Origin of the sequence: Pantoea sp. Seng (genome assembly GCF_009829935.1) — a bacterium.
Classification (GTDB): Bacteria; Pseudomonadota; Gammaproteobacteria; order Enterobacterales; family Enterobacteriaceae; genus Pantoea; species Pantoea communis.
In genome coordinates this window covers 16,702-42,835 of sequence record NZ_SZZV01000026.1, presented here as the reverse complement: position 1 = coordinate 42,835, position 26,134 = coordinate 16,702, and the positions used below count along the sequence as shown (strand labels likewise).

24 protein-coding genes and 1 pseudogene are annotated in these 26,134 nt (G+C 54.9%); 7 read left to right on the top strand and 18 right to left on the bottom strand.

Features of this window, described 5'->3' with window-relative positions:
* Positions 1 to 344: 344 nt before the first annotated feature.
* The 6 genes from FD737_RS21410 to FD737_RS21385 all read right to left on the bottom strand — a co-directional run bounded on the left by FD737_RS21410 (position 345) and on the right by FD737_RS21385 (position 5,766).
* Positions 345 to 1,121 (bottom strand): ABC transporter ATP-binding protein, encoded by a 777-nt coding sequence (locus tag FD737_RS21410; protein WP_160834542.1) that lies wholly within the window; start codon positions 1,119 to 1,121, stop codon positions 345 to 347.
* Complete coding sequence (locus FD737_RS21405) at positions 1,118 to 1,804, bottom strand: ABC transporter permease (protein ID WP_045816765.1); 687 nt, start codon at positions 1,802 to 1,804, stop codon at positions 1,118 to 1,120. The genes FD737_RS21410 and FD737_RS21405 overlap by 4 nt, the downstream gene beginning before the upstream one ends.
* A 9-nt stretch (positions 1,805 to 1,813) precedes the next feature.
* Positions 1,814 to 2,533: an ABC transporter permease gene (locus FD737_RS21400; RefSeq protein WP_045816766.1), complete on the bottom strand. Its 720-nt coding sequence runs from the start codon at positions 2,531 to 2,533 to the stop codon at positions 1,814 to 1,816.
* A gap of 12 nt (positions 2,534 to 2,545) precedes the next feature.
* Positions 2,546 to 3,394 (bottom strand): transporter substrate-binding domain-containing protein, encoded by an 849-nt coding sequence (locus tag FD737_RS21395; protein ID WP_230599012.1) that lies wholly within the window; start codon positions 3,392 to 3,394, stop codon positions 2,546 to 2,548.
* A gap of 21 nt (positions 3,395 to 3,415) precedes the next feature.
* Positions 3,416 to 4,603 (bottom strand): M20 family metallopeptidase, encoded by a 1,188-nt coding sequence (locus FD737_RS21390; protein WP_160834541.1) that lies wholly within the window; start codon positions 4,601 to 4,603, stop codon positions 3,416 to 3,418.
* A gap of 275 nt (positions 4,604 to 4,878) precedes the next feature.
* Positions 4,879 to 5,766 carry a LysR substrate-binding domain-containing protein gene (locus FD737_RS21385; protein ID WP_160834540.1) on the bottom strand — a complete coding sequence of 296 codons (888 nt, stop codon included), beginning with the start codon at positions 5,764 to 5,766 and terminating at the stop codon, positions 4,879 to 4,881.
* A gap of 107 nt (positions 5,767 to 5,873) precedes the next feature.
* Here FD737_RS21385 and FD737_RS21380 point away from each other — a divergent pair, with 107 nt between their 5' ends.
* The gene (locus tag FD737_RS21380; RefSeq protein WP_160834539.1) at positions 5,874 to 6,578 is read left to right on the top strand and encodes an SDR family oxidoreductase; all 705 of its coding nucleotides are present in this window, start codon (positions 5,874 to 5,876) and stop codon (positions 6,576 to 6,578) included.
* A gap of 210 nt (positions 6,579 to 6,788) precedes the next feature.
* Positions 6,789 to 6,911, top strand: a complete 123-nt coding sequence (locus tag FD737_RS24075; RefSeq protein ID WP_255492038.1) for a hypothetical protein — start codon at positions 6,789 to 6,791, stop codon at positions 6,909 to 6,911.
* Between the two features lies 1 nt (position 6,912).
* On the opposite strand, the gene FD737_RS21375 is transcribed toward FD737_RS24075, so the two are convergent.
* Complete coding sequence (locus tag FD737_RS21375) at positions 6,913 to 7,845, bottom strand: AraC family transcriptional regulator (protein ID WP_160834538.1); 933 nt, start codon at positions 7,843 to 7,845, stop codon at positions 6,913 to 6,915.
* A gap of 160 nt (positions 7,846 to 8,005) precedes the next feature.
* On the opposite strand from FD737_RS21375, the pseudogene FD737_RS21370 reads away from it, so the two are divergent.
* Positions 8,006 to 8,738 (top strand): annotated as a pseudogene (locus tag FD737_RS21370) (SDR family oxidoreductase).
* A 21-nt stretch (positions 8,739 to 8,759) separates the two neighbouring features.
* Here the strand turns inward: FD737_RS21370 and FD737_RS21365 are convergent.
* Positions 8,760 to 9,542 carry a helix-turn-helix transcriptional regulator gene (locus FD737_RS21365; protein ID WP_230599014.1) on the bottom strand — a complete coding sequence of 261 codons (783 nt, stop codon included), beginning with the start codon at positions 9,540 to 9,542 and terminating at the stop codon, positions 8,760 to 8,762.
* 159 nt (positions 9,543 to 9,701) lie between these two features.
* On the opposite strand from FD737_RS21365, the gene FD737_RS21360 reads away from it, so the two are divergent.
* Genes FD737_RS21360 through FD737_RS21345 form a run of 4 tightly spaced genes read left to right on the top strand, consistent with a single transcriptional unit; the run spans position 9,702 to position 16,265 of the window.
* Positions 9,702 to 11,831 (top strand): TonB-dependent siderophore receptor, encoded by a 2,130-nt coding sequence (locus FD737_RS21360; RefSeq protein ID WP_160834537.1) that lies wholly within the window; start codon positions 9,702 to 9,704, stop codon positions 11,829 to 11,831.
* Complete coding sequence (locus tag FD737_RS21355) at positions 11,825 to 12,697, top strand: ABC transporter substrate-binding protein (protein WP_097117615.1); 873 nt, start codon at positions 11,825 to 11,827, stop codon at positions 12,695 to 12,697. The genes FD737_RS21360 and FD737_RS21355 overlap by 7 nt, the downstream gene beginning before the upstream one ends.
* Positions 12,694 to 14,673, top strand: a complete 1,980-nt coding sequence (gene fhuB, locus FD737_RS21350) for a Fe(3+)-hydroxamate ABC transporter permease FhuB (RefSeq protein WP_160834536.1) — start codon at positions 12,694 to 12,696, stop codon at positions 14,671 to 14,673. The genes FD737_RS21355 and fhuB overlap by 4 nt, the downstream gene beginning before the upstream one ends.
* Before the next feature lie 8 nt (positions 14,674 to 14,681).
* Complete coding sequence (locus FD737_RS21345; RefSeq protein ID WP_097117617.1) at positions 14,682 to 16,265, top strand: cyclic peptide export ABC transporter; 1,584 nt, start codon at positions 14,682 to 14,684, stop codon at positions 16,263 to 16,265.
* Here the strand turns inward: FD737_RS21345 and FD737_RS21340 are convergent.
* The 10 genes from FD737_RS21340 to FD737_RS21295 form a co-directional block, all read right to left on the bottom strand.
* Complete coding sequence (locus FD737_RS21340) at positions 16,255 to 16,950, bottom strand: DJ-1/PfpI family protein (protein ID WP_097117618.1); 696 nt, start codon at positions 16,948 to 16,950, stop codon at positions 16,255 to 16,257. The genes FD737_RS21345 and FD737_RS21340 overlap by 11 nt on opposite strands.
* Positions 16,951 to 17,013: 63 nt before the next feature.
* A complete protein-coding gene (locus tag FD737_RS21335; protein ID WP_097117619.1) occupies positions 17,014 to 18,540 on the bottom strand; it encodes a sodium:solute symporter in 1,527 nt (508 codons plus the stop codon).
* The gene (locus FD737_RS21330) at positions 18,537 to 18,806 is read right to left on the bottom strand and encodes a hypothetical protein (RefSeq protein ID WP_034822302.1); all 270 of its coding nucleotides are present in this window, start codon (positions 18,804 to 18,806) and stop codon (positions 18,537 to 18,539) included. Before FD737_RS21330 ends, FD737_RS21335 begins: the two co-directional genes overlap by 4 nt.
* 173 nt (positions 18,807 to 18,979) lie before the next feature.
* Positions 18,980 to 19,918, bottom strand: coding sequence for a choline kinase family protein (locus FD737_RS21325; RefSeq protein WP_160834535.1), 939 nt, complete (start codon positions 19,916 to 19,918; stop codon positions 18,980 to 18,982).
* Complete coding sequence (locus FD737_RS21320; protein WP_160834534.1) at positions 19,915 to 20,850, bottom strand: phosphotransferase; 936 nt, start codon at positions 20,848 to 20,850, stop codon at positions 19,915 to 19,917. The genes FD737_RS21325 and FD737_RS21320 overlap by 4 nt, the downstream gene beginning before the upstream one ends.
* Positions 20,844 to 22,127: a Zn-dependent hydrolase gene (locus tag FD737_RS21315; RefSeq protein WP_160834533.1), complete on the bottom strand. Its 1,284-nt coding sequence runs from the start codon at positions 22,125 to 22,127 to the stop codon at positions 20,844 to 20,846. Before FD737_RS21315 ends, FD737_RS21320 begins: the two co-directional genes overlap by 7 nt.
* Positions 22,066 to 22,863 carry a DeoR/GlpR family DNA-binding transcription regulator gene (locus tag FD737_RS21310; protein WP_160834532.1) on the bottom strand — a complete coding sequence of 266 codons (798 nt, stop codon included), beginning with the start codon at positions 22,861 to 22,863 and terminating at the stop codon, positions 22,066 to 22,068. The genes FD737_RS21315 and FD737_RS21310 overlap by 62 nt, the downstream gene beginning before the upstream one ends.
* 65 nt (positions 22,864 to 22,928) lie before the next feature.
* Positions 22,929 to 24,368, bottom strand: coding sequence for an amidase (locus tag FD737_RS21305; RefSeq protein ID WP_237448842.1), 1,440 nt, complete (start codon positions 24,366 to 24,368; stop codon positions 22,929 to 22,931).
* Positions 24,369 to 24,660: 292 nt separating this feature from the next.
* On the bottom strand, positions 24,661 to 25,629 hold the full coding sequence (gene corA, locus FD737_RS21300) for a magnesium/cobalt transporter CorA (protein ID WP_160834555.1): 969 nt from the start codon (positions 25,627 to 25,629) through the stop codon (positions 24,661 to 24,663).
* 34 nt (positions 25,630 to 25,663) lie between these two features.
* Positions 25,664 to 26,134 (bottom strand): GNAT family N-acetyltransferase, encoded by a 471-nt coding sequence (locus tag FD737_RS21295; RefSeq protein ID WP_160834531.1) that lies wholly within the window; start codon positions 26,132 to 26,134, stop codon positions 25,664 to 25,666.

The window sequence follows — 26,134 nt, the reverse complement described above, 5'->3', positions numbered from 1 at the left end:
GCGCGGAAAGCACGCTTTAAGCACACTTTCCTTGTGTGATTCTGCGCGAATATATCTTAGGCTTAATGAGGATAGCAACAGGGTAAGATGATCTTTGTGATCTGATTTATATAGGAAATTTCTTACTTTTTATTTTAAGTCGTTGAAGTTAAGCGCGGTTCAGGCCCAGGAAGGGTCTGAAAATTTATGTTGTATACACTGTTTTATTAACTGAAATCGTTAAGATAAATCGCAAGAAATATCCTAAAAATTAATGTATTTCAGAGTGGGATTGTTAACCAAAAAAATTACTTATTAGCGGGTTTGGATATGAAAAAACCCGCCGAAGCGGGTTTGAAAGGAGGTTAACTATTACGCTGCAAGTGACTACTCACAAATGCGCGACACCGGTCTGAGAGCGGATCAGTAAACACCTGCTGTGGCGGCCCCGACTCTTCGATTTTGCCCTGATGCAGAAACACCGCTTTGTTGGAGACATCACGCGCGAAGCCCATTTCGTGGGTGACGATGATCATCGTACGTCCCTCTTCAGCCAGGCTGCGGATCACCCGTAACACTTCGCCCACCAGTTCAGGGTCGAGAGCGGAGGTGGGCTCATCGAAAAGAAGCGCTTTGGGCTGCTGTGCCAACGCACGCGCTATCGCCACACGCTGCTGCTGCCCACCTGACAGCTGCGATGGCCACGCGTTGCGCTTTTCATACAGCCCGACTTTATGCAACAGAGCTTCGGCTTCTTCAATCACCTCTTTTTGACTGCGTTTCTGCACATGTACCGGCGCTTCAATAATGTTCTGCAGCACCGTTTTGTGCGGCCACAGATTGAAACTCTGGAAGACAAAACCCAATTGCATGCGCATCAGTTTGATACGACGCTGCTGCTCACGGCTGAGTTTCTCGTGGGGATTGTCAATGGTAACCACCTCATCCCCGACCGCGATTTCTCCGCCTTGCGGCACTTCAAGAAACGGAATACAGCGCAATAGCGTACTTTTTCCGGAACCACTGGCGCCAATCAGTGATATCACGTCGCCATCCTGCGCCGTCAGGCTGATGTCATGAAGCACCTCATGCCCGCTATAACTTTTTCTGAGATGACTCAGGGCGATAGTGGGTTTACTCATTGACGTGCTCCAACATGATAAGGTGACAAACGGCGCTCCAGCAGCGCCACCGCTTTACTGACCAGCACAGTCAGCAGCAGATATATGATCGCCGCACTGATAAACACCTCCAGCGCGCGGAACGTCTCTGACACAATCGAGTCCGCGATACCGGTCATTTCCATCAGGCTGATAGTGCTGACCAGTGAAGTGGATTTGATCATCGAGATAATTTCATTGCTGTAAGCAGGCAACGCCTGACGCACGGCGAGCGGCAAGGTGATGCGGCGCAGCGTCGTGAAGCGCGACATACCGCTGACTTTGGCTGCCTCAAGCGACTGCACGCTAACGGCATTAAGACCACCACGAAGAATCTCCGAGGTGTAAGCCGCATCGTTAAGCACCAGCGCAATCAACCCGCACCAGTAGGGATCGCGCAACAGCGGCCACAGCACGCTCTCGCGCACTGCCGGTAAACTCCCCAATCCGTAATAGATCATAAAAATCTGGATTAACAAGGGTGTGCCGCGGAACAGCCAAACGTAAAAGCGGGCAAAGACGCTACCATAGCGATTCTGGCGCAACAGGTTGAGCAATAACGCTAAAATCCCCCCACCCAGCAGTGACAAAACGGCCAGATTAAGGGTCAGTGGTAAACCGCGCAGCAACGCGGCCAGCGTATGCTGTAAAAAGGTGAAATCCATCGTGGCTCCTTACAACCGCGCGCGTTGTTGCCCGCGCATGGCCACTTTTTCCACATAGCGGAAAACAAAATCGGAACAGGTGGTGATGATCAGGTAGATCACCGCGCCGACGCTGTAAAAGAAAAATGGCATTTGCGTGGAGTTGGATGCGGTGGAAATCTGGTTCATGGTTTCCACTAAGCCGGTGACGGAAACCAGTGCAGACTCTTTGATCACTGATTGCCATTGATTCCCCATGCCTGGCAGCGCGGTGCGAAGCGCCTGCGGCACGATCATGCGACGAAACAACATCAGTCGTCCCATACCTGTCACCGTAGCCGCTTCCAGCGTGCCTTTCGGGATGGCGTAAAATGCGCCACGAAACACACCACTCTGGTAAGCACCAGAGATCAATCCGATGGCGATAGCCCCGGCGACAAAACCGTTAACATCAAACGGCCCCTGCATGCCTAATGTTTCCCCGACGAAGGAGACCACCTGACGTCCGCCGAAGTAAAACAAATAGATCACCAGCAGCTCAGGGACGCCGCGAAACAGCGTGATATAGCCATTAGCGAGGCGCTGTTGCCAGCGCGCACCACCAATTTGCATCCAACAGAGTAGGCTGCCGAGCACTGCGCCCAGCAGCCATGCACACAAAGAAACGGTGACGGTCACCGTGGCGGCGTCAAGCAAGACGCCGCCCCAGCCTTCGTCACCAAAACCTAACAATTGCCAGTCAATAGTCATAAGCGCTTAGCATTACTCCGCAGGCGCGACGTTCTCGCCGAACCATTTTTCTGATAGCTGTTTCAGCGTGCCATCTTTGATCATTGAAACTAAAGCCGTATCCAGCGCCGCTTTGAGCTCCGGGTTGTTCTTCTGAATGGCAATCGCTGAACCCTGCCCTAACACGCCGCCGGAGAAGCCGTAACCGGTGCTGTTCACGGTATCGGTGTGTTTTTTCACATAGGCATTCAGGTTGGTGCGTGACGCCATTACCGCATCAACGCGACCGTTAAGCAGGTCAGCAAAAGTTTCCGGGCCAGCCTGATAGGTGCGGATGGTGGCAACATCAGCCAGATATTTGTTGAGGAAATCAGCCTGAATAGTCGCGACCTGCACGGCGATGGTTTTACCTTTGAATTTCGCTTTCAGCGCATCGATGGCTTTCGTCATGCCCGCCTCATCACCCGCCTGAACGACTTCACCGTTACCCGGCAAAGTATCTACAGCGCTACCTTTCAGGGTGACAAAACCAGACACGCTCACGGTGTACTGATGGGTGAAATCCACCACTTCTTCACGTTTAGGTGTCACGGTAACCGCATCAATGACAGCATCATATTTGCCATCGACCAGGCCCGGGATCATGCCGGACCATTTCTGCGCCACGATTTCATATTTAAAACCGGCACGTTTCGCCAGTTCCGCCACCATATCGGGCTCATAGCCAACAATCTTGCCGCTCGGCGTAGACTGGTTGAACGGAGGATAAGCCGCTTCGGTTGCGAATTTCAGTGTGCCAAAATCTTTTGCCTGCACCAGTGCAGAAGTTGCCAGCAGCAACAGGCCAGCGGAAGCGGTAAACAGCCCTTTACGCATCATCATAAAACCTCTGAGTTCATTATTTTAGGAGAGTAAATCGATGGCTAAACGGGCTAATGCCTGAGTGCCTGCATGAATGCTGCGTTCGTCGGGTTGATAATCCGAATTATGCAGATGATCATCGCGCCCCGGCGCCCCGGACCCAATATGAATCTGGCAACCTGGCGCCCGCTCGGTAAACAGGGAGAAGTCCTCCGCGCCAAAACTGGCACTTGGTTTCGCCACAATCGGCTTACCAAACTGGTGCGACAAAATGGGTTCGAGCACATCGATCAGCGCATCATCATTCATTAAAGGGGGCACGCCGCGCTGATAGTTGACATCAATGCGTGTATTCAGCGAAAGCGCCACGCCGGCACAGATACGCTTAAAAGCGTGCTCAATGTGCGCGCGTGACTCAGGTGATTTCGCCCGCACAGTGCCCTGAATCAGGCAGCTATCGGAAATGATGTTGTGCGTCGAGCCACCATGAATATGGCCAATGGTTAACACCGCAGAATGCGCCGGATCGAGTTCACGTGAAATGATGGTTTGCAATTGGCTGATAAGGTTCGCCGCCGCAATAATCGGGTCGGTTCCCATATGTGGGCGCGCAGCATGAGTGGATTTGCCGTGGACGACGACATCAAATTCGTCGCTGGAAGCCGTACTGGCACCGCGCGTCAGCGCAATTTCACCTGCCGCCAGCTCGGGCTTATTATGCAGAGTGATCGCCAGATCCACGCCCTCAGCCACGCCATCAGCAATCATCGCCTCGGCGCCACTCTCAGGCGTCTCTTCGGCTGGCTGGAAAATCAGCCGCGCCGTGCCTTTTAACTGGCTGCGGTATTGCGCAACAATCGCCGCCACACCCAGCAGCGTCGCCGTGTGGATATCGTGGCCGCAGGCATGCATTTTACCGGGGTAGGTGCTGCTAAACGGTAAACCGGTCTGTTCCTGAATCGGCAGCGCGTCCATATCGGCGCGGATGAGGATGGTTTTGCCGGGCTGTTCGCCCACAATATCCACAACCACGCCGGTTTTTCCGACGCCTGTTTGTGGCGAAAGCCCCAGGCGCAGCAGTTCATGCTCGACGATATGCGCAGTACGAATCGTGTCGAACCCCAGTTCGGGATGCGCGTGAATATCACGGCGGATGGCAATCAGGTGCGCTTCCATGCTTACGCTTTTGGCGCTGATGTCCCTGGCTAAAACATCTTTAAGGTCGGTCATAATTGCATTGATCTTTTCAGGCTGATGCCTGGCCTTTATGGCATTTTTATGATGATTGACCTTGTATTTATTCACAGCCATAGCAGGATTGCAACGCGCATTGCTAATGGTTACTTGCTGAAATATCGTGATATTTTGCTAATCCACTGCGTTTGCAGGATAAAAGCCCGGATTTGCATCTTCAGTCAGTTATAACATTCATAATCCACATGAGATCATCAGAATTACTGATTTTGTGATTGAACAAAACGGAGCAATTTTTCGGCCACATACAGCTATTTTATTTGCTCAAGCAACCACGCACGCACGGCCTGTACGCTCGTGTGTTCACGTGGACGATGGGGAGAGACCAGATACCAGCCCGCGTCAACGTTCATTTGCTGAGGAAACGCGGGCACCAGACGACCGCGAGCAAGATCGTTTTCGACAAAGTGCGGACTGGTAAGGGCAATGCCCTGCCCGCTGACCGCCGCCTCTAAGGCCAGTGCAGTCTGGTTAAAACGCAAATGATGCTGATGGTGTAGCCTGTTGTGCGGGAAAAGATAAGAGAGAAACACTGGCCAAAGATGGTGCCCGTCATGCAGCAAAGCATAGCGCTCAAAGCTATCCCGAACCTGCGGATCGCCCAACCCAGCCAATAAATCCGGACTCACCACTGCCAATACGCTTTGACTGAACAGCAGCGTGGCATCCAGCCCTGCCCCAAACGGAGGACGTCCATAACGCACCGCCAGATCAACCCCTTCGTGATGAAACTGCACCAATCTTTCTGAGGCCAGTACACGAAGGTCAATATCCGGCCACGCGGTGGTAAAGGCCGGTAAGCGAGGCAGCATCCAGCGGCTGGCAAAAGTCGGCGTGACACTCAAGGTCAGATGATCCGGTTCGGGTCGCAAAGCACGTGTGGCCTCATCGATCAAATCAAACGCCTGGCGGACACTCACCGCATAACCTGCACCCGCTGCGGTTAACGCCAAAGTCCGTGGCAGCCGTTCGAACAGTTTCAGCCCCAGGCTGCTCTCCAGCCCACGAATTTGCTGTGCCACCGCGCCCTGAGTGACGCCAAGCTCTTCAGCAGCGAGGCGAAAATTGAGATGACGTGTCACCGCTTCGAATACTTTCAACGCATTAAGCGGCGGTAGCGTGGGAAACCCCTGACCCATCCTGTAGTTTTCCTATCGTCAATTGCGAATCAGACTGACTCTCTGCAACCGAATTTAGCCCCTATACTGCAATAAATCGACTTCTAATCTTAAAAAGGATACGAATTATGACAGTAGAAAAAGTCGCAGTGATTGTGGCAGGCGGTAGTGGCATGGGTGCCGCAGCAGCAGAAAAACTGGCAGCGGATGGCTATAAGGTTGCGATCCTTTCCTCCTCTGGCAAAGGGGAAGCGCTGGCTGACCGTTTAGGCGGATTAGGTATCACCGGATCCAACCAGTCAGTGGATGACTTACAAAAACTGGTTGAGGCCACGATGGCTCGCTGGGGTCGCATTGATGTGCTGGTCAACAGTGCCGGACATGGGCCGCGCGCGCCGATTCTTGAACTGAGTGATAATGACTGGCAGGTTGGTATGGAAACCTATTTCCTGAACGTGGTGCGAGCCGCGCGCCTGGTCACCCCGATTATGCAAAAACAGGGCGGTGGCAGCATTATCAACATCTCATCCGCCTGGACGTTTGAACCCACCGATATGTTCCCGACCTCAGCCGTGTTCCGCGCCGGACTCGCCTCATTCACCAAAATTTTCGCGGATACTTACGCAGTTGATAACATTCGTATCAACAATGTGTTGCCGGGCTGGATCGACAGCTTGCCAAAAAACGATGCTCGTCAGGATAGCGTACCGCTCAAGCGATACGGCACCGCAGAAGAAGTTGCCGCCACCATCGCGTTCCTCGCCTCACCCGGCGCGGCCTACATCACCGCTCAGAACATTCGTGTTGATGGAGGCGTCACCCACATCGTGTAAAACTGTTGTCTCCAGCCGCGTGAAGTTCCAATCTTTGCGGCTGGAGGCCCCTCTCACACTTTCGTCCCTCGCACAAACAAGACTGGTCTCGTCGATCGTTGTGTAAGAAATAGTCAGAATATTCCTATCCGCTGCCAGACCTTTCTGAACGCAGCCACTCCATATCCGATTAAACATTCTGACCTGAGGTTTCTATGCAAACGATTTTACGTGCACGCATCACGCATCAATGCGCTTATCAATCCTGAACGCCATCAGATCTGGCAATGGATGCTGACAGGCTGTGCGATGTTTTGGATTGTGGCGGTGATTGCCGTGATGGGCATTCGTTAAATTAATGTGCCTGTAGTCTCCCGGTTAATTGCTCAGGGGGCAGCAGTTCAAATGCCCTTTTCATCACCCTCGCTTCTTCTGCCGGGCTGCGACCAAACAGGCGTTTAAACTCGCGATTAAACTGGGAATCACTTTCATATCCCACTCGCGCCGCGGCACCGGCGGCGGTCAGATTATCGCGAATCATCATCAAACGAGCCTGATGCAAACGTAGCGATTTAAGGTATTGAATCGGAGACGTTTGCGTCACCGTTTTAAAATGCAGATGGAAACGCGGCACGCTCATCCCCGCTTCGTTCGCCAGGTGCGGTACATCCAATGGCTGCTGCCAGTCAGCATGAATACGCTGCAGTGCACGGGCAATGCGGCCAAAATGGCCCTGATAGGTCAGCGCCGCGCGCACCGCCCCGCCTTGTTCGCCCATCAATATACGAAAGCAGACCTCCTCTACGCGCGCGGGTCCCAGCACTTTAGCCTCCAGTGGATCACTGAGCGCCTCCAGTAATCGCAACGTGCTTTCTGCCAGCACATCATTAATCGGCGTAGAGATAATCCCTGCTGGTGGTACCGTGACCGCCGTCTCAGCTTCGGCAAGTTGTGCCACTAACCGCGCGATCATCGTAGCATCCAGACGGATTGCTATCCCCAGCAGTGGCTCTTTAGAAGTTGCTTCAGTTTCGGCGGAAAAGGGCAACGGCACTGACAGCACCAGATAATGCTGTGCGTCATAGCGATACATTTTATCGGCGAGAAAGGCGCGCTTCGATCCCTGGCAAATAATGATGATGCTGGGCTCATACAGCACCGGCGTGCGCGCCCACTGTTGGTCCGCACGCATAAAGCGCACGCTCTCCAGCAAGGATTCGGTATAGCCTTCCTGGCGTGCCAGCTGACGTAACAGGTGGCAGGTTTGCTGTTTTACCGTGTTCGACATTGATAGCATACCAGAGAGAGGTTCAGGCAAAGCATAGCCATTTCATTCAGTGATGCACAATGGCGGCGAGAGAATCAGGCAAACATTCGCCACAATCCGGTCTGTTGCGCCCGGCTGAATTTTTCAACAATAGCCTCGTCAATTACACGAGGAACTCACCATGAACTCCAACCAAAAAGTTATTTTGTTAACCGGTGCCAGCAGCGGGATCGGTGAAGGCATTGCCCGTCATCTGGCCGAGCAAGGGCATAAACTGGTGCTGGGTGCGCGCCGTACCGATCGACTGGCAAGCTTGTGCGATGAATTACACCGTGAAGGTGCCAGCGTGGATTATCTCGCAACAGATGTCACACAGCGCAGTGATACGCAAAAGCTGGCGGATTTCGCACTGGAGAAATACGGACGCATTGATGTGATGATCAACAACGCTGGCGTTATGCCACTCTCGCCGATGAGTTCAATGAAAGTTGAGGAGTGGGATTTGATGCTGGACGTCAACGTTCGCGGCGTGTTGTACGGGATCGCTGCGGTGCTGCCCACCATGCAGGCACAGCGCATGGGGCATATTATTAATATCGCTTCTGTAGGAGCGTTAACGGTTTCCCCCACCGCCGCCGTTTACTGCGCCACCAAATATGCGGTTCGCGCCATTTCCGATGGTTTGCGCCAGGAATCGCGTGAGCTGCGCGTCACGGTAATCAAACCCCGGGGTGGTGGAATCTGAACTGGCAGACAGCATCAGCGACAACGTGGCGCGCGAGGCGATGAAAAGCTATCGACAGATTGCACTCAAGCCCGAGGCTATCGCCAGAGCAGTCAGTTGGGCCATCGATCAGCCTGGCGAAGTCGACGTTAACGAAATCACCGTGCGCCCTACTGCCAGTGGGCATTGAGGGAAAATAACCCTGGCGATTTCAGGCTGAAATTCGCAGAAATCGCTGTGGTGTTTCACCCATCAAACGGCGGAACATAGAGATAAAGGCGCTGGGGCTTTGGTAGCCAAGTTGGTTGGCGGTGCGCAAAACCGTCTGCCCTTGCGCCAATTGCACCAGTGCCTCTGAGAGACGTAACTGCTGGCGCCATTGGGTAAAGGTGATACCGGTTTGCTCGCGGAACAGGCGGGCCAGCGTGCGCGAACTGGCACCCACGCGCTGGCCCCACTCTTCCAGCGTATCGCCGCTGGCCGGGGTCGCCAGTAGCTGCTGGCAAATGTTGAGTAAACGGCGGTCGCTGGGCAACGGCAAATTACACACCGGACCGTCCGAGGCACGGCGAATCTCATCCAGTAACAGCGGTGAAATCAGATCTACACGCGCGAGGTCGGGCTGCGGTTGCAACTCGATCTCCACCAGCGTTTGCATCAACACCTGTAATAGCGGCGAGATTAACATGCTACGCGCCTGCGGCCAAAACGCCCGCGCCAGTTTGGGATCGAGATACAAACTCGCACTGCGGATATCGCTCAGCGCGGTCAACGCGTGCGGTACACTGCCTGGCAGCCAAAGTGCACGACCGGGTGTCAATGTCCAGGAAGCGGTTTGCGTCTGCACGCGCATCACACCCTGCAAACAGAGCACCAGTTGCGCCACTTCATGCGCGTGCCAGCGCTCTTCACGACCAGCCTGATAATGCATTTCGCGCGTGGCGAGTAATGGCAGTGCTGGCGTCATTTCCGCCGCAAGTGGTTTCTGCAACACCCTTTCACCCAATCCCGTTAAATTGCCGATTGATGTCTGCTCTGCGTTATTTGCAATTGAGAAGGTGCAAACCCGCCAGCAGGACGCTATCAAATAAGATAGTAATGATTATCATTTGTATCACTATTTGGGGCCATTGGAACATATCGGGGAAAATAAATGCCGGGTCATTGCACCTTTAAGCGCAAGCCACTGAGCGTATTGCTGCTGATGCTGATCAGCAGCACATCAGGTTGGGCTGCTAATAATAATAACAATTCGAACGCCACACTCACCGTGACAGCCAACAGTGTCGATAGCGATAGCGCAGATGCCGACAGCTGGAATCAGGTGGCGAAGAAAGCAGATTCTGTCACAAAAAGCACGCGGCCGATTATCGAAACGCCACAAAGCATCTCGGTGATCACCCAGGCGCAAATGGCTTCGCAGGCGGCATTGAATGTGCCTCAAGCACTGCGTTACAACGCGGGAATTGGTGCCGAAGGCGGCGGTGCTGATTATCGTTTTGACGACATCTATATCCGTGGTTTTGCCGCCGATGAATACCTGGATGGCTTACGCCTGCCAACGGTGACTTACTGGTCGCGTCCGAATTACGACACTTTCCTGCTGGATCGCGTTGAGGTGGTCAAAGGCCCGAGTTCAGTGACATTCGGCCAAGCGAGTCCCGGCGGCGTGATTAATCTGATGAGTAAGCGCCCGACCGCGGAGCCCATTCACCAGATTTTTGTCAGCACCGGCAGTCATAATCTGTTCGAAACGGGACTCGATCTCTCTGGCGCACTGGATAACGATGAACACTGGCTGGGCCGCATCACCGGGACCTGGACGCGTAATGACACGCAAGTCGATTACACCAAATACAAGCATTACGATATCGCGCCCGCGTTGACCTGGCAGCCGAATGACGACACGCGCCTGACGTTACTTGGCCAATTCCGCAAAGATCCTTACACCGGTTTTTACAATCAGCTGCCACTGGAAGGCAGCCTTGTAAAACTTGCGCAGGGCAATTTCTCTGACAAATTCTACGGCGGTCAGCCCGGCTTCGACTATTACCGTCGTGAGCAGGCCAGCATCGGCTATGACTTCATGCACAAGTTCGATGACGTCTGGAGCGTACATCAAAACCTGCGCTATCTGCATACCAGCAGCGATTATCAGATGGTCTATCCCACCGCGACCATCACCGATGGATCAGCCACGGTGAGTCGCGACAGCATGCGGGTGATCGAGTCATTTAACGCCTTTGATGTGGATACCAACCTGCAAGGCAATCTCGATACCGGCGCCATCAATCACGCGCTGACGTTGGGTGTCGATTTTGTGCATGACGATTTGCGGCAGAACAGCGGTTACGGCAGCGCGTCAGATATCAGCTATCTCAATCCGGACTACAGTACCCCAGTAAAATCGCCATCGATCGATTATCACAGTCGCTCTTTCATGACCCAGCAAGGTATCTATCTGCAGGACAGCATGAAGTGGAACAACTGGGTGCTAAATCTGGGTGGCCGTTATGACAAAGCGCAAACGCGAAGCCAGAACTGGGTCAGTGGCACGCGCACTGAGCTGAATGATTACGCCATCACCGGCCGTGCCGGTTTGCTGTATCACTTTAATAACGGCATTGCGCCTTACATCAGCTACGGTACGTCGTTCCAGCCGCAGGCGGGTACCTCGTTTGGCGGCGATCCGTTTAAACTGACCAAAGGCAAACAGTCGGAAGTCGGGATTAAGTATCAGCCAAACGGCTTTAATGCGCTGTTCAGTGCGGCCCTGTATGACCTGCGCCAAGCCAACGTGTTGACCGCCGATCCGGATCACGCCAACTACTCGGTACAGACCGGCGAAATTCGTTCACAGGGATTAGAACTGGAAGCGAAAGCCAATATCACATCTCGCTGGCTGGTGAATGCCTCTTATGCACTGACCAACCCGAAAGTGTTGTCAGCCAATGATGATACGCAAGGTAAGCAACCGGTATCGATTGCCCGCCAGACTGCTGCGCTCTGGACCGAATATGCTCTGCCGGGTGTATTGGATGGCCTGACGATTGGCGGCGGCGGTCGATACGTGGGCACCAGCTATGCCACCAGCGACAACAGCCTGAAAGTGCCGGCTGCGATGATCTACGACGCGATGATGCGCTATCGCTGGCAGGATTGGCAGCTTGGTCTGAATCTGCAAAACCTGACCGATAAACAGTACCTCAGCAACTTTAACGATCTGGGTTGTCACTTTGGCTTACGCCGTCAATTGATCGCCACGGTGAGTTATCAGTGGTAATCCGACGTCGAACACTGATTAAGGGCGCGCTGGCAGGCACGGCCCTTTTTTCGTTTCCGCTGCAGGCAAAAACGACGCCGCGCTGGGTGATCCTCGATTGGGGGATCACCGAAATGGCTCTGCTGTTGGGCATCACGCCGGTTGGCATTGCCGCCCCCGACTGGTATCGCCGCCTGTTTAGCCAGCCTCCGCTCCCCGAGCAGGTCGCCGACGTGGGTTTGTTATTTCAACCCAATTACGAAACCTTGTTTGAATTGCGACCTGACACATTGCTAGTCACGCCAGCACACCGTATGGCTGAAGCACAACTATCCCGCATTGCCCCGTTATCCTACTTTTCGACAAGTGGCCCCCATCCGTGGCAACAGGCGCAGCAGAATCTGCATGCGCTGGCACAGCTGGCCGGTCTCCGCACACGCGCTGACCAAGTCATGGCAGGTTTGCTGCAACGCCTGGAAAAAGCGCGACAGCAAGCCGTTCACTTCAAAGACAAACCCATCTATTTACTGCATCCACTGGATACCCTGCATGTGCTGGCTTTGGGCGCGGGAAGTCTGTTTACTGACGTGCTGGGTTTACTTGACCTGCCCCACCACACGCCGTTTGCGGTGGGCGCTCAGGGCTATGCCACGCTGGAACTGGAGCAACTCACGCAGTTGCCGCCCGGCTGGCTGGCGCTGCTGCCTTCCAGGCCGGAAATTGATCTCAAACCCGTATTGCAATCTCCGTTGTGGCATACCCTGACGCGATCGGATGGGCATCGGTTGCTGGAGTTACCGGATGGACTTTCAACGGAAGGAGGCGTGCTCACCGCCGTGCGTTTCGCCGAAGCGCTGGTCAAGGCGTTAAACGAGGCAAATCCATGAATCGCCATCCCGCCTCACTGACGCTTTTACTGTTTGCAGTTGCGCTGATGCTATGTCTTGAGCAGCTGGCGCACCAATTGCCGTGGCACGATGCCTGGCAAGCGCTGCACCACACCGCAATGCCCACGCTGGCACAACAGGTCTTCACGCTGATGTGGTTACCTCGTCAGGGTATGGCGATTTTATGTGGTCTGGCGTTGGGCTTTACCGGCGTGGTAATGCAGCAGGCGCTGCGCAATCCGTTAGCCGAACCGATGACGCTGGGCATTGCTTCCGGCGCAACCTTAGCGCTTTCCCTCACCACCTTGATGGCACCTGCATGGCTGCTGCTGGGGCGAGAATGGATTGCGCTCAGTGGAGCGATCGTCGCCTTTGCGCTGGTCTTTCTGCTTAGTGTACGTCAGGGGTTTACCCCGCTGGCGTTAACGCTCGCGGGTATGCTGGTGAACCTGTATTGCGGTGCCGCCAATATGCTGTTGTCGATCATTTACGATCGTTCGCTGTCCGCCGTGTTTATCTGGTGTGGCGGCTCGCTGGCGCAGGAGAATGCGCATGCATTGTGGTGGTTACTACCGCGCTTGCTCATCGCGGCATTCCCCGTGCTGCTGATTTTACGCCCTTTACGCCTGCTGGCGCTGGATGAACGGGTTGCTCACTCAATCGGTTTGCCTGCTGGATGGGTGCGAGGGATTGCGATAAGTTCCGCGTTGCTGATAAGCAGCCTGGTGATCAGTGTGGTGGGCGTCATCGGTTTTATCGCGCTTGCTGCGCCACACCTGGCCGCACTGGCGGGCGCGAAAAGCCTGCGCCAGAAGCTTCTCTGGTCACCGCTGCTGGCCGCCGGTTTACTGTGGCTCACCGATCAGTGGGTCAGTCGCCTCAATGGTATTGATGGCTTGCTGCTCCCCACCGGCATGATGACCGCGCTGGCAGGTGCGCCGCTGTTACTGTGGTTTTTGCCGCGCCTGCGCCATCTTTTTCAGCCCGATGTGAACGAGCCTCAACCTGCTCCCTGCCCGGCGCGACGCTTTACACGCCTGCCGGTACTTGCTCTCTTTGTGGTAATGCTGGTTGTCGCGCTTGCCTTTGCTCATGGGGTCAACGGCTGGCGCTGGAACTCCTTTGCTGAGATTCAGGTGATGTTGCCATTTCGTCTGCCACGCTTACTGGCCGCCATCGCCGCCGGCGTGCTGCTGGCAGCTGCGGGCGTTATTTTGCAACGCATCAGCCGCAATCCGATGGCCAGCCCAGAGTTGCTCGGCATCGGTGCCGGTGCCTCATTGGGTATTACGGTGCAACTGTTACTTTGGCCGATGGCAGCGATGCCGGTGATGATTGCCAGTAGTGCGGCAGGTGCGCTGATCACACTGGGGATAACGTTGTGGCAGGCGCGCCACTATGCCCTAAATCCACAATGCATGTTGCTGAGCGGTCTGGCCATTACTGCACTGTTCCAGTCGGTTGCCGCCATTGTTATCAGCAACAACGGTATGGCCGCCGCGATGCTGCGCCAGTTGATGACCGGATCCACCTATTACGTCAGCACACCCATCGCCGTGATAGCTTTCACCCTGGCCCTGTTACTGCTGGCACTCACTCCCCTGCTGCGGCGAGCGATGTTGCTTTTGCCACTGCAGGGAATTCCCTCCTCGCTTGGGCTGAACGTGACTCAATCCCGGCTTTTGCTGATGCTGCTGGCTGCGGCGATGACAGGCGTTGCCACCTTAATTGTTGGGCCGCTGTCATTTATCGGCTTACTTGGCCCGCAACTGGCCCGCCAGCTGGGCGCGCGTAAACCCATGGAACAGATGCTGTTTGCCGCCGTGATCGCCGCCATTTTAATGATGCTGGCTGATTGGGCCGGCAGCAACCTGCTGTATCCACGGCAAATTCCTGCGGGCCTGATGGCAACCCTGATGGGCGGACCATGGCTGGCATTGCTGCTGTGGCGGCCGTTGGATAGTACAAACTCATAGGAGATGAGGTGTCGATTTATTTGATGTTACTGCGCACCACCGGTGTGCTGTTTTTCGTCGCGCTGGCCTGCAGCGTGATCGGTGGCTTAAGCAACGCGGCGCTGCTGGCACTCATCAATCAGGGATTGAGCGCCACGGAGGCACAGCGCTGGCAACTGGCGTGGCAGTTTGCCCTGCTGGCACTGCTGATGCTGGGCACGCGCACCCTGAGTCAGTCCCTGTTTATGGCAATGGGTCAGCGCTGCAAAGCCGAGTTGCGCCGTAAGCTGGTCCAGCAGGTAGCGGATGCCGGTTATGCCGATCTTGAACAGCACGGCATGCCGCGTGCCCTTAGCGTTTTGACGCAGGACCTCGACCAGGTGGTGGTGTTCTTTATTGCCTTGCCGGGTTTCGTGATGTCGCTGGCAGTGATCATCGGCTGCATGGGCTATCTCGGTTATCTGTCGCTGACCGTGATGATGATTGCGCTTAGCACAGTGTTGATAGGCTCACTCGGCTACAGTGGCGTGCATCGGCGCGCCTTACAACTGATGCGCCAGTCACGTCAGCGTGAAGAGACGCTGACTGGTGAAGTGAGCGCGCTGTTCAGCGGTGCGAAAGAACTGCGCTTACACGCCCCGCGCAAACAGGCGTTTCTGCATAACAAACTTTTCAATACCATCGAGCAGGTGCGTGTGGAACGTACGCGCGGTTATGTGCTGTATGCTCTGGCCAACATTTGGGCCAGCGTCTTCTTTTTTGCCTTTATCGGCGTGGTGATGTTTTTACTCGCCAACATGCTGGATCTGCACGGCGCGGTGATGTCTGGTTTCGCGATGGTGTTTCTTTATATGATCGTGCCGATTGAGACAGCGCTCGCCGCCCTGCCCGGCCTGACACTCACGCAGGTTGCACTCAAACGCATTCAAGCCATGCAGCAGCAGCTGCCACCTGAGCAAACAACCTTTGGTGCACCGCCGCTCAGTTTCCATCAGCTGGCACTGCGCGACATCACCTATCAGCATGAGGCATTTCAGCTCGGCCCACTCTCATTGCAGTTTCGTCCCGGTGAGTTGGTGTATCTGACGGGCGGCAACGGTAGCGGTAAAACCACGCTGGCTCGACTGCTTACCGGCTTATATCAGGCGGATAGTGGTCAACTGCTGCTGGACGGTGAAGTCATCAATGAGAGCAACCGCGCCGGTTATCGTCAGCTGTTTTCTGCCGTGTTTAATGATTTTCATCTGTTTGAGGATTTGCAAGGCATCGACAGCACACGCTGGAATGACGAAGCGCACGCCCTGCTGGATGCCCTGCAATTAACCCGAAAAGTCACGCTGGTGGAGGGCACTTTCTCGACGCTGGCGCTCTCCACCGGACAGCGTAAGCGCCTGGCGCTGCTGGTGGCCTGGCTGGAAGACCGCCCGTTCTATCTGTTTGATGAATGGGCAGCCGATCAGGATCCGACGTTTCGCGAGGTGTTTTACCACCAACTGCTCCCCGCGCTGAAAGCACGAGGGAAAACCGTTCTGGTGATCACCCATGACGATCGCTATTTCCACCTCGCCGATCGCTGTTTGAAGCTGGAGCTGGGCCAGTTAGTTAGCGCTTGAGCCTGGCGGCGGCAGCTTCTGTGGCCTCGCGGCGGCGAGCAATAAAGTCATGCATCTGGTTTTGCGCCTGCGCCAGTCGTTCCGGCGAGGCGCTGCGTGGTGAACCTGCATGAAACGGTGGCGCGGGATCGTACTCCATCTGCAGTTGAATGTTTTCCGCCACGTCGCGGCCAAACAGTTCTTCTGCCACAGTGAGTGCAAAATCGATACCTGACGTAACACCCGCGCCGGTAATCCGATTACCATCGCGCACCACACGTTCGGCTACCGGCGTGGCGCCCAGCAGGCTGAGCTGATCCAATGACCCCCAATGCGAAGTGGCACGATATCCCTGCAACAAACCGGCGGCCCCCAGCACCAGTGAACCGGTACATACCGATGTCACCCATTGGGCTTGTTCGGCCTTTTGCCGCACAAAATCCAGCGTCTCTTCATCCTCCATCAGCGCAATTTGTCCCGGACCGCCAGGAATGCAGATTAGATCGAGGGGCGGACACTCAGAAAACGTTGTCGTCGGCACGATGGCTAAACCACGATCGGACATCACCGGTTGCCGATCCTTCCAGATGAGATAATTGTTCACGCCGGGCATGCGAGCAAAGACTTCCCACGGGCCAGTGAGATCGAGTTGAGTGAGATGCGGGAACAGCAGCAGACCAATATTGAACGGCGAAGAGGCGGCCATGATAGGCTCCGATAAGGGGTCAGAGCGTTATCATGGCCTTGATACGAAAAGGATTGCAACGGGTTAATTCATCAGCGGTTTTGCCACCGGTGCTTTCACGCCATCAGCCAGCGCGAACAAAGCTTCGACACGGGCTTTCTCTTTGTCGTCAACTGGGATCAGCAAGCCACACACCATAAACACCGCCACGTTACCCGCCAGGCCAACGATGCCGCTGGTCAGCGAGCCAAGCGCCGGGATGTCATCCGGGAAGAACACGGTGAGCACGATAGCGATAATAATCCCGGTCATCATGCCCAGTAGCGCACCCTGTTTGTTACCAAAGCGGCTAAAGATACCAAAGAACAACGGCACCGCCAGCTGAATAATCCCCTGATAGGAGATCTGCGCCAGCAGCTGCAAACGGGAATAGTTGAAGGTGAAGTACGCCAACAGCGCGGCAGCGACAATAAATACCACCATGCCCGACTTCGCCAGCACCGTCAGTTGACGATCGCTACGCGGTTTATTCCAGGTCGCCAGATCGTTGGCAAACTGCGTACCACATACCTGCACGCATCCATCAACGTGACCAATACTGGCAGCAAGAACAATCACCAGCGCCAGTGCCAGTAACCACGGACCGCCCTGATCAAACAGCGCCGTGAAGAAGCCATTTTGTGGATTGGCCTGCACGTTAGGATCCTGACTGACCGCCGTGGCGAACAGCATCAGGATGGCGTAAAAACCGCCCACCAGCAGAATCGTCAGCAAAGTGCCTTTCTTGACGGCACGGATGCCGCTGGCGGTATAAATGCGCTGGAAGCTCATCGGCCAGCACATTGACCCAATCACACCGGTGAAAATCAGGCTGAACATATACCAGGGACCATAGTGCGAACCCTCCGCGCCCGGAATCTGCAGCATTGCGGGTGGTAACGTTGCCAGTTGGCCGAAGCCATGATCGCCACCAAACAACAGCACCACGCACACCAGCGCACCCAACCCATAGGCGATGATGCCTTGATACATATCCGTCATGATCAACCCACGCATGCCCATGCTGACGGTCCAGTACTGACGCACCAGAATCAGCAACACGCCAGCAATCAGGCAGGTGGTGACACCCCAACGGCCAAAACTGGCAAATTCCACCAACAACGCCAGTGCCTGTATCCCCATCACCACCCACGGGAAGACGCAGATGATGCCGATAATCGACGCCACTCGCTTCACCGCCGGGCTGTTGAAACGCATGCCGAGCAGATCGGGTTGTGTCGTCAGATTGAAGTGCTGGCCCCATTTCCACGCGCGGCGCGCCATCAGATACATGGCTGTCACGCCGAGCGTTGAGTAGACCGCGCCATAGAAGCCGATCACTCCGCTCACCGATAGTGAGAAGAAAGCGGTAAAAGTCGCTCCCGGCCACCACGAGTTGGTATAGCTCATGGCGATATACCACGGCCCATACGATCGGCCGCCGACGGCGTAATCAGAAAAGGAGGTGCTTTTACGGTTGGTGGCATACAGCACGGCAATCATGATCGCCAGAAACAGGCCAATCATGCCAAAGGTAATTAAATAATGGGGTTCTGCTGCAGTGATTTTCATGCGACTTCCTCATCATCCGGAATTTCACCAAACGCGCATTCCGCCAGATACATAACCCATAATCCCACACCCAGGAATACCGCAATCGCGAGCCAATAAACGATCGGCAGAGGTATCCCCAGTAATAACGCACTACTTCCGCTGACGCTTAAATAAAGCGGTGGGCAAAGTGCCAGCAGTAATAATGCCAACAGGTATAGGGCGAAGATTTTATTTTTAATACTTATGCGGGCGCGTAATTGCTGCGCCATGACCATCGAACTCATAATAACCTCCTCAATATTAATTGACGGTGTGCGCACTCCTTTACCTGCTGAATATCAGCATTTCCCCTTTGGTGTAACCTCAACATCAGACAGCAAAGAGCGCTGTCCGAAAATACGACGGACGGATAATGTTACAGACGATCTTACAAGGACTTAATCCCGGCGCGTTCCGCTTACACCGCGCGTAGCCAGTTTTCCCAGTCGGGATGATTTAACACGCTGCGCGCCCGCAAATGCTTCCAGGCACCATATTTTGAAAAATCAAAATCAATATCGGCCACATGATGTTGAATAATGGCCCAGGTTGACCACTTCATATCCGCCAGATACTTATGAATTTGCACGCGAGCGAATAATGCTGCATCCACTTTACCGAAATAGTCCTCCAGCAATTCCTGTTCTATTTTCGGTGTGAAAAACATTTCGCCAAACCACAGCGCCAGTTCATAACAGCGATCGTTATTTGATGCATATTCAAAATCGACCAGGCGAATATCGTTCTGCGCATTGAGCATGAAGTTACCCGCCAGCGTGTCATTCATGCACGGCACCAAATCTAATCCCGCCGCTTCTAACGCCTGCTGCGCGCGCTGTGCCTGTTTGTGCAACCAGGCAGCATCAGCAGAGAGCGCGACATTGAGTGCACTGACCTGCTCAATATGCTCATTAAGCATGTCGAATACGGTTTTGTTCTGCCTGAGCAACGGCTGATCGTTGAAACTTTTCAAGCCCTGCAACGCACGATGACGAATCGCGGATTGCTGGAAATCGAGGTTTGACGAGGCGCGCCAGCCATCGATGAACTCAAACACTTCCACGCCAAGATCGCGCAGATAGGCCACCACCGGCACGCCATAGCCGGTTTGCGCGGCTTTCAGGCTCGCTTCATGTGCGGTGTCACGATTAATAAAGCGCTCGGTGCCTTCGCCGGGAATTTTGACGAAAGAAGCACAAGGCGCGCCCTCGACTGCCACGTGCCAGTTGGCGTTGGAAATACCGCCGCTTACCGGACGATACTGCACCGCCCTGCCCTGCCATTCCGGCATCGCCGTAATGGCTTGTTCCACCCGCTGTTCCTGCCAGCTTTGCCCTTCACCCAGAGATTTGCTCATTTTGCCTGCTCCGCTGTCAGGTTTAACCAACGTTCAAAACGGGGATCGCTCAGGCTCTGACGGCAGCGCAACAGCATCCACTGGCCGAGCTTGGCAAACTCCAGACCGCGCGTGCTGGTGACACCGTTCAGCATGCCCCATAGCGTCCAGTGATAATCATCCACCAGCGCATATAAGCGACAACGCGCTACATCAGCCTCGCTGCTGTCACCACGCCACGCACGAATCGCATCACGCCAGCGATCGTCAGTAGGCAGTTGTTCGTGGATAAGCGTCGCGATATCGTGCCAGGCATCCCCGCGCGCGGCATAGTCAAAGTCCAGTAAGCGCCATTCACCCTGAGGGTTGACCATCCAGTTGCTGGCGATGTTATCGCCGTGGATCAAAACCGGTGTATAGGACACGGCGTTGAGTGCTTCCCACGCCAAATCGACACATTCCCCCATCCATTGCAGCTCATCTGGCTGTTGCACACCCTGTGTTTCCAGTTGAAGACGTAGCCGCAACATATCCTGCTGGCGGCTGTGTAAGGGAAGCGGCAATCCTGAGTGATGTAATTTATCCAGCGTACGCGTCAGGCTGGCAAAGTGATGCGGATCGCGTAACGCATCCAGTCGCGCCCAGCGGAAGCTGTCATCCAGCGCCGCGAAGATCAGAACGCCATTGCGCGGATCGGCGTGGCATAGCGCCGGGGCGATGCCCAACTCGCCCGCCTGGCGGCTAATTTCGGCGCTGCGCTGGAAATCAATCAACGCTTTCTGATCATCGAACAGCACCTTGGCATAATAGCCTTGCCCCGCTGACTGCAGGCGAAATCCGGCCCATTCCGTCGCTAAACGATGCGGTGACGCAACACCTGCCGTGCCTGGCTGAATATCAAAGGATTGCACGGGTTGCCAACTCGCCAGCGCTTGCTGTAAACGCATCAACATAAGGCGTCCTCCCCTTTCAGGCAGAGCTCAGTGAGCATCGCCATCAACATGTCGAGACCGCGATGCAAGTCGGCGGTGGCGGTGTATTCACGTTCATTGTGCGAAAGGCCGTCTACGCTGGGCACAAACAGCAATGCACTCGGGCAGTGATAGCTCATGCTTATCGCATCGTGACCTGCTACTGAACGCATCGGCATCGCTTTCAGCCCCAATTTTTCCGCCTGCGCTAAAGCCAGATCACTCAATGCCGAATGTAACTGCTGTCGTGGACGATACTGTGCACGGTCGAGACTGACATCGGTGGCCGTGTTCTGCGCAATCGATTGCATCTGCTGGCCGAAGCTGTCGCTCAACTGGCGCAATAGCGCTTCATCAGCAGAACGAAACTCAATAAATAACGTGGCTTCAGAAGTCACTACGTTCGGCGAATTAGGCACGGTTTCCAGACGGCCCACCGAGGTATGCAGTGCTTCGCCATAGCGTTCAGCCTCTGCACGCACCGCCACAATGGTGTGCGCGGCTGCCAGCAGCGCATCCCGCCGGCGATCCATCAATGCCGGGCCGGTATGGTTTTGCTCTCCGCGAAACGTCACCTGCCATTTCAGTGCCGCCCAGGTTTCCGTCACTACGCCTATCTGTTTCTGCTGCAATTCAAGATGTGGACCCTGCTCAACGTGCAGTTCGCAGTAGGCCGCCACCGTCAGATCGGGTAACGCCGTTCCGCGATAACCAATATTTTGCAAAGCTGTTTGCAACGAGATACCTTCGCCATCACAACACGCCAGAGCCTGCTCCAGCGAGAGTGCGCCTGTGAACACTGAACTGCCGGTCAGGCTGGGTTGAAAGCGCGCACCCTCTTCATTGGTCCAGTTCACCACCGCCAGATTACGTTGCGCGGTTTGCGAATGGTCGCGCAGCTGGCGAGCCAATGTTGCCATGGTCACTGCAGCGCCGGTGACGCCGTAGGCACCGTCGAAACGTCCACCCAGCGGTTGGCTGTCCAGGTGCGAACCGCACAGCACCCATGGCGCGCCTTCGCAAAGCGTCATCAAGCCAAAGATGTTACCAATTTCATCCACGTGAACGTGAAAACCCTGTTGCGTCAGCCAGGTACAAAAGGCATCGCGCATTTGCTTATCCGCAGCAGATGCCGTCAGGCGATGTAAACCGCCTGCTGGCGTTGCACCAATGCTGCTGCTGAGGGCGAACAGCGCATCAAACGCCTGATAATCTTGCGGTGTCATCCTCGGCATTGCCGGGATGGAGGATGTTGACATGGGCACTCTCCAGACTCGCTACAAAAGCTGCCGCGGGTCGCGCATTGGTCACTAAGGTGTCAACCGCGCTAAACGGCAGCGTGTTCACAAAGGTTCGCAGTCCAAATTTGCCTTCATCTGCCAGAATCACACTCTGGCGACAGCGCGTGCTCAGCACGCGCCTTAATAACGCCTCAGGCTCTTCGTAATCCATAAAACCGTTGTCCCGATCCACTGCACCAATGCCCATAAAGGCAATGTCGTAGTGGAATTGACGCGCGAACTCCAGCGTATGGGGGCCAATGAGTGCGTTATCATTTCGCCGAACGCGCCCTGGTGTTAGCGTGACAGCGTTGTCGCTTTGCTGCGTGAGCAGCGCGGCGATATCCATTGAGTTCGTGATAACCTTCAAACGCGAGAAGCGGGTCAACTGCTGCGCCAGTGCCAGCGTTGAAGTGCCGGTATCCAGAAACAGCGCCATTCCCTCTTCCACTAATTCGCTTGCCAGCTGACCAATACGCGCTTTAGCACGCGGCTTGATACGGCTGCGTATCTGTAACGGCTGCTCTTCGTTGGGCACCGGTAAAATGGCACCGCCGTGCACGCGTCGTAATACGCTCTGCTCTTCCAGATATTTAAGATCGCGGCGAATCGTCTCTTCTGACACCACGAATTTCTGCGCCAGTTCCGTGACGCGCACCCGTTTGTCGTGGTGTAAAATCCGTTTTATCTCATCCAGACGTGGCTGATTAATCATGCTTACCTTCTGTTTTTAGAGGCCAAAACCGCAGTATACCTATCGGGCGGTCTCAAGGCCGCGCCTTACAGAGAAGGTTGATGTTGATCCCACGGCATCAGGGCTTCGAGCGCCGCGCAGAACTGCAATACGTCGCCTTCCGCATAACGTCGGCCGATCACCTGCAAACCCACCGGTAAACCTTGCGCGGTAAAACCACAGGGAATCGTCGCCGCCGGATTACCACTCAAATTGAATGGCCAGGTGAAAGGTGTCCAGCGCGCCCACTCTACTCCGCTGTCGCCCGGCGACTGATTTTCCGGCACATGGCGATCGGCCGAGAACGGCAGCACTGGCAGCGTAGGCGTGATCAGTAAATCCACGCTGTCAAACAAGGCGTGCACTTGTCCGGCAAACGCCGCTCGTTGTTTCTGCGCCGCCAGGTAGTCGGCCAGATTCAGGCGCTGCGCGTGTTCAATCAGCGCGGCAAAGCCCGGATCGAGCTGGTCGAGCTGCTGCTGCAGTGCGGCACCATACGCCACACCGCGCCCGCCGCTCCATAAAGTGTCAAATGTCTCAAACGGTGATGACCAATCCAGCGGGCGTGCCGTGAGCGTCACCGGTAACGTATGGGCAATCTGCTCCACCGCCTGTTCGACGCAACGCGCAATCTGCTCGTCGACCGGTGTGTTAAACAGCGTGGGACTGTAATGCACACGCAGCGCGGGCAATGGCTGGTCGCAGCGTGCCAGCCAGGATTCATTTTTCGCTGGTAGCGCCTGATGGTCGCGCGCATCCGGTCCAGAAAGCAGATCAAACAGCAGTGCGCTATCACGAACCGTGCGCGTCATCGGCCCGGCATGACTGAGCATTTCAGTGGCAGACCACGGCCAGGTTGGGATGCGTCCCAGCGAGGCTTTAAGGGCGAAAATGCCACAAAAAGCACCGGGGATACGCACCGATCCGCCACCGTCGGAGCCCAGCGCGGCGGGCACCATGCGCGCCGCCACGCTGATTGCCGATCCCGAACTGGAACCGCCGCTGGTTAACGCCGGATCCCACGGATTGCGCCCATGACCAAATACCCGTGAATAGCTTGATCCGGTCCAGCCAAACTCGGTGGTCGCGGTTTTGCCGACAATGATCGCTCCCGCCGCCTTCAGTCGCTCAATAATCGGCGCGTCATGTTCTGGTACGTTATCCAGTGAGGTGAGTGAACCTTTGGTGGTGCGCAACCCAGCCGTTGAGAACAGATCTTTGACGCCGAATGGCACACCGTGCAATGGACCCCGACTCTTGCCCGACTGACGTTCGCGATCGCAGCTTTTAGCCTCTTCCATCGCCTGCTCATCGTAAACATCACCAAAGGCATTCAATGTGGGATTGTGGGATTTTATTTGCTGAAGGCAATTCCCCACCAGCTTTTCACTGCTGATATCACCGCGACGAATCTGCTGCGCCGCGCCAATAACATCAGGCATCGAGTTAAATAAATTCTGGTCCACCGCCATGGTTACACCCTGCATTTCTGGCATCACTATGTAGCGATAGTGGCAACAGTTGGCGAATGAAGCAAGACCGGGTCATGTGGTTAATGTGGGATATGTTGTATTTAATCTGGCGTTGTTATAGGAAAAGATGATGATGAAAAAAACAGCGAAATGACAAAACCGTGGCAATTGGATGAAGGTTTTGCGCGACAGGCCGCTCAATCACTCAGTTGCAGTTAAATCGTTCAGGGAAATGTGTGGATGGAGATATTAATTCACTGCGCCGCTATCATCAGCACAGTGATAATAAAGTCATCTGATAAAAAGATTACAACCAGCCTGCTTTTTTCAGTCGTGACCACATCACACCACAGATCGCCAGCGTCACCAACAGTACCGCGGGATAACCAAAGTGGGTTTTCAGTTCGGGCATATCAGAGAAGTTCATGCCGTACATACTGAAGACAATGGTCGGGACGATCAGCACCGCACCCCAGCCCGCCAACTTTTTATTCACTTCGCTCTGCTGAACCGACACCAGCGCCAGATTGACCTGCATCGCGCTGGTGAGCATTTCACGCATATCCTCGGCATCGATCATCACGTGATGAGCATGATCCTGAACGTCACGCAGGTAGGCACGCAGGTTCTTCGGAATAATGTCTTCGTGAAAACGCGCCAGCTGGGCGCAAATTTCAGTCACCGGCATCGCGGCATTGCGCAGCGCCAGCAGTTCGCGCCGCAGATGATAGACATCCTCCAGCGTTTTGCTGTCAAAGCGGGTGGTAAACATGCCCTCTTCAAGCGTACCGATACGTTCACTGAGTGATTCGGTTATTTTACTGTAGTGGTCAACGATAAAATCGAGGATGCAGTAAAACGCGTAACCCGGTCCCTGACACAACATAGTGTGGTTTTTTTCTGCCCTGGCGCGAATTGCCGCATAGCCCTCCGATGAACCGTGGCGGACGGTGATCAGGAAGTTTTTACCGAGGAAAAAGTGGGTTTCACCAAAGCTGATGCGCTGCTGATCGTCGAGATGTGCCGTTTTCACCACGATAAATACCGACTCACCATATTGCTCAATCTTCGGGCGCTGATGCGCCACCAGCGCATCCTCAATCGCTAGCTCATGCAGGCCAAACTCTTCCTGCAACGTCTGCATAAAAGCCGGTTCAGGCTGATTCAAACCCAGCCAGATAAACGCACTTTCGTCTTTGAGTACTTCGCTGATGTCGGCGACATCGACATGCTCTTCACGTTTGCCGTGGCGATAAGCCACACAGTTAATCACCATTTTGGCGCTGTCCATGTTGTTTTCACTTACTCAATCATAGTGTCAGTATCATTTCGACGCAGGGGAGATCGGCTTTGGCCAGAGCGGAAGGATACAAGGCTTCACGCACAGTGCTAAAGCCATGGCGCAGATAGAAACCGCTGGCATTGGGTGTTGCGGCCAGGGTCAACTGCCGAAAACCACGCTGGCGGGCTTCCGCGATAATCGCGATCATAATGGCGCTGGCATAGCCTTTGCCGTTGCAGGCTGGCAGAGTAAAAATGGCTTCTACGCTTCCGGTTTTGAGATCGAGAAAGCCCGTAGCGGCAGCGCCCAACTCAGGATCGTCGATCACGTAGAAAGGATTGCCCTTAATCGCCTCAAAGTAACCTGACGGCAACGCGTCAGGCGTCCATGCGGCAATCACTTCAGGCGGATAAGCTGACTGGCAGCCATCGCGAATCGCGAGATTGCGAATACGCCACAAGTTGGCGGCTTCATGTGGAAGCGCTAAGCGCGGTGTCAT

Bases quoted from the DNA above. Each gene is read 5' to 3' on its own strand.
- FD737_RS21410 (WP_160834542.1), bottom strand. From the start codon at position 1,121: ATGAGTAAACCCACTATCGCCCTGAGTCATCTCAGAAAAAGTTATAGC.
- FD737_RS21405 (WP_045816765.1), bottom strand. From the start codon at position 1,804: ATGGATTTCACCTTTTTACAGCATACGCTGGCCGCGTTGCTGCGCGGT.
- FD737_RS21400 (WP_045816766.1), bottom strand. From the start codon at position 2,533: ATGACTATTGACTGGCAATTGTTAGGTTTTGGTGACGAAGGCTGGGGC.
- FD737_RS21395 (WP_230599012.1), bottom strand. From the start codon at position 3,394: ATGATGATGCGTAAAGGGCTGTTTACCGCTTCCGCTGGCCTGTTGCTG.
- FD737_RS21390 (WP_160834541.1), bottom strand. From the start codon at position 4,603: ATGACCGACCTTAAAGATGTTTTAGCCAGGGACATCAGCGCCAAAAGC.
- FD737_RS21385 (WP_160834540.1), bottom strand. From the start codon at position 5,766: ATGGGTCAGGGGTTTCCCACGCTACCGCCGCTTAATGCGTTGAAAGTA.
- FD737_RS21380 (WP_160834539.1), top strand. From the start codon at position 5,874: ATGACAGTAGAAAAAGTCGCAGTGATTGTGGCAGGCGGTAGTGGCATG.
- FD737_RS21375 (WP_160834538.1), bottom strand. From the start codon at position 7,845: ATGTCGAACACGGTAAAACAGCAAACCTGCCACCTGTTACGTCAGCTG.
- FD737_RS21360 (WP_160834537.1), top strand. From the start codon at position 9,702: ATGCCGGGTCATTGCACCTTTAAGCGCAAGCCACTGAGCGTATTGCTG.
- fhuB (WP_160834536.1), top strand. From the start codon at position 12,694: ATGAATCGCCATCCCGCCTCACTGACGCTTTTACTGTTTGCAGTTGCG.
- FD737_RS21340 (WP_097117618.1), bottom strand. From the start codon at position 16,950: ATGGCCGCCTCTTCGCCGTTCAATATTGGTCTGCTGCTGTTCCCGCAT.
- FD737_RS21335 (WP_097117619.1), bottom strand. From the start codon at position 18,540: ATGAAAATCACTGCAGCAGAACCCCATTATTTAATTACCTTTGGCATG.
- FD737_RS21330 (WP_034822302.1), bottom strand. From the start codon at position 18,806: ATGAGTTCGATGGTCATGGCGCAGCAATTACGCGCCCGCATAAGTATT.
- FD737_RS21325 (WP_160834535.1), bottom strand. From the start codon at position 19,918: ATGAGCAAATCTCTGGGTGAAGGGCAAAGCTGGCAGGAACAGCGGGTG.
- FD737_RS21320 (WP_160834534.1), bottom strand. From the start codon at position 20,850: ATGTTGATGCGTTTACAGCAAGCGCTGGCGAGTTGGCAACCCGTGCAA.
- FD737_RS21315 (WP_160834533.1), bottom strand. From the start codon at position 22,127: ATGTCAACATCCTCCATCCCGGCAATGCCGAGGATGACACCGCAAGAT.
- FD737_RS21310 (WP_160834532.1), bottom strand. From the start codon at position 22,863: ATGATTAATCAGCCACGTCTGGATGAGATAAAACGGATTTTACACCAC.
- FD737_RS21305 (WP_237448842.1), bottom strand. From the start codon at position 24,368: ATGCAGGGTGTAACCATGGCGGTGGACCAGAATTTATTTAACTCGATG.
- corA (WP_160834555.1), bottom strand. From the start codon at position 25,629: ATGGTGATTAACTGTGTGGCTTATCGCCACGGCAAACGTGAAGAGCAT.
- FD737_RS21295 (WP_160834531.1), bottom strand. From the start codon at position 26,134: ATGACACCGCGCTTAGCGCTTCCACATGAAGCCGCCAACTTGTGGCGT.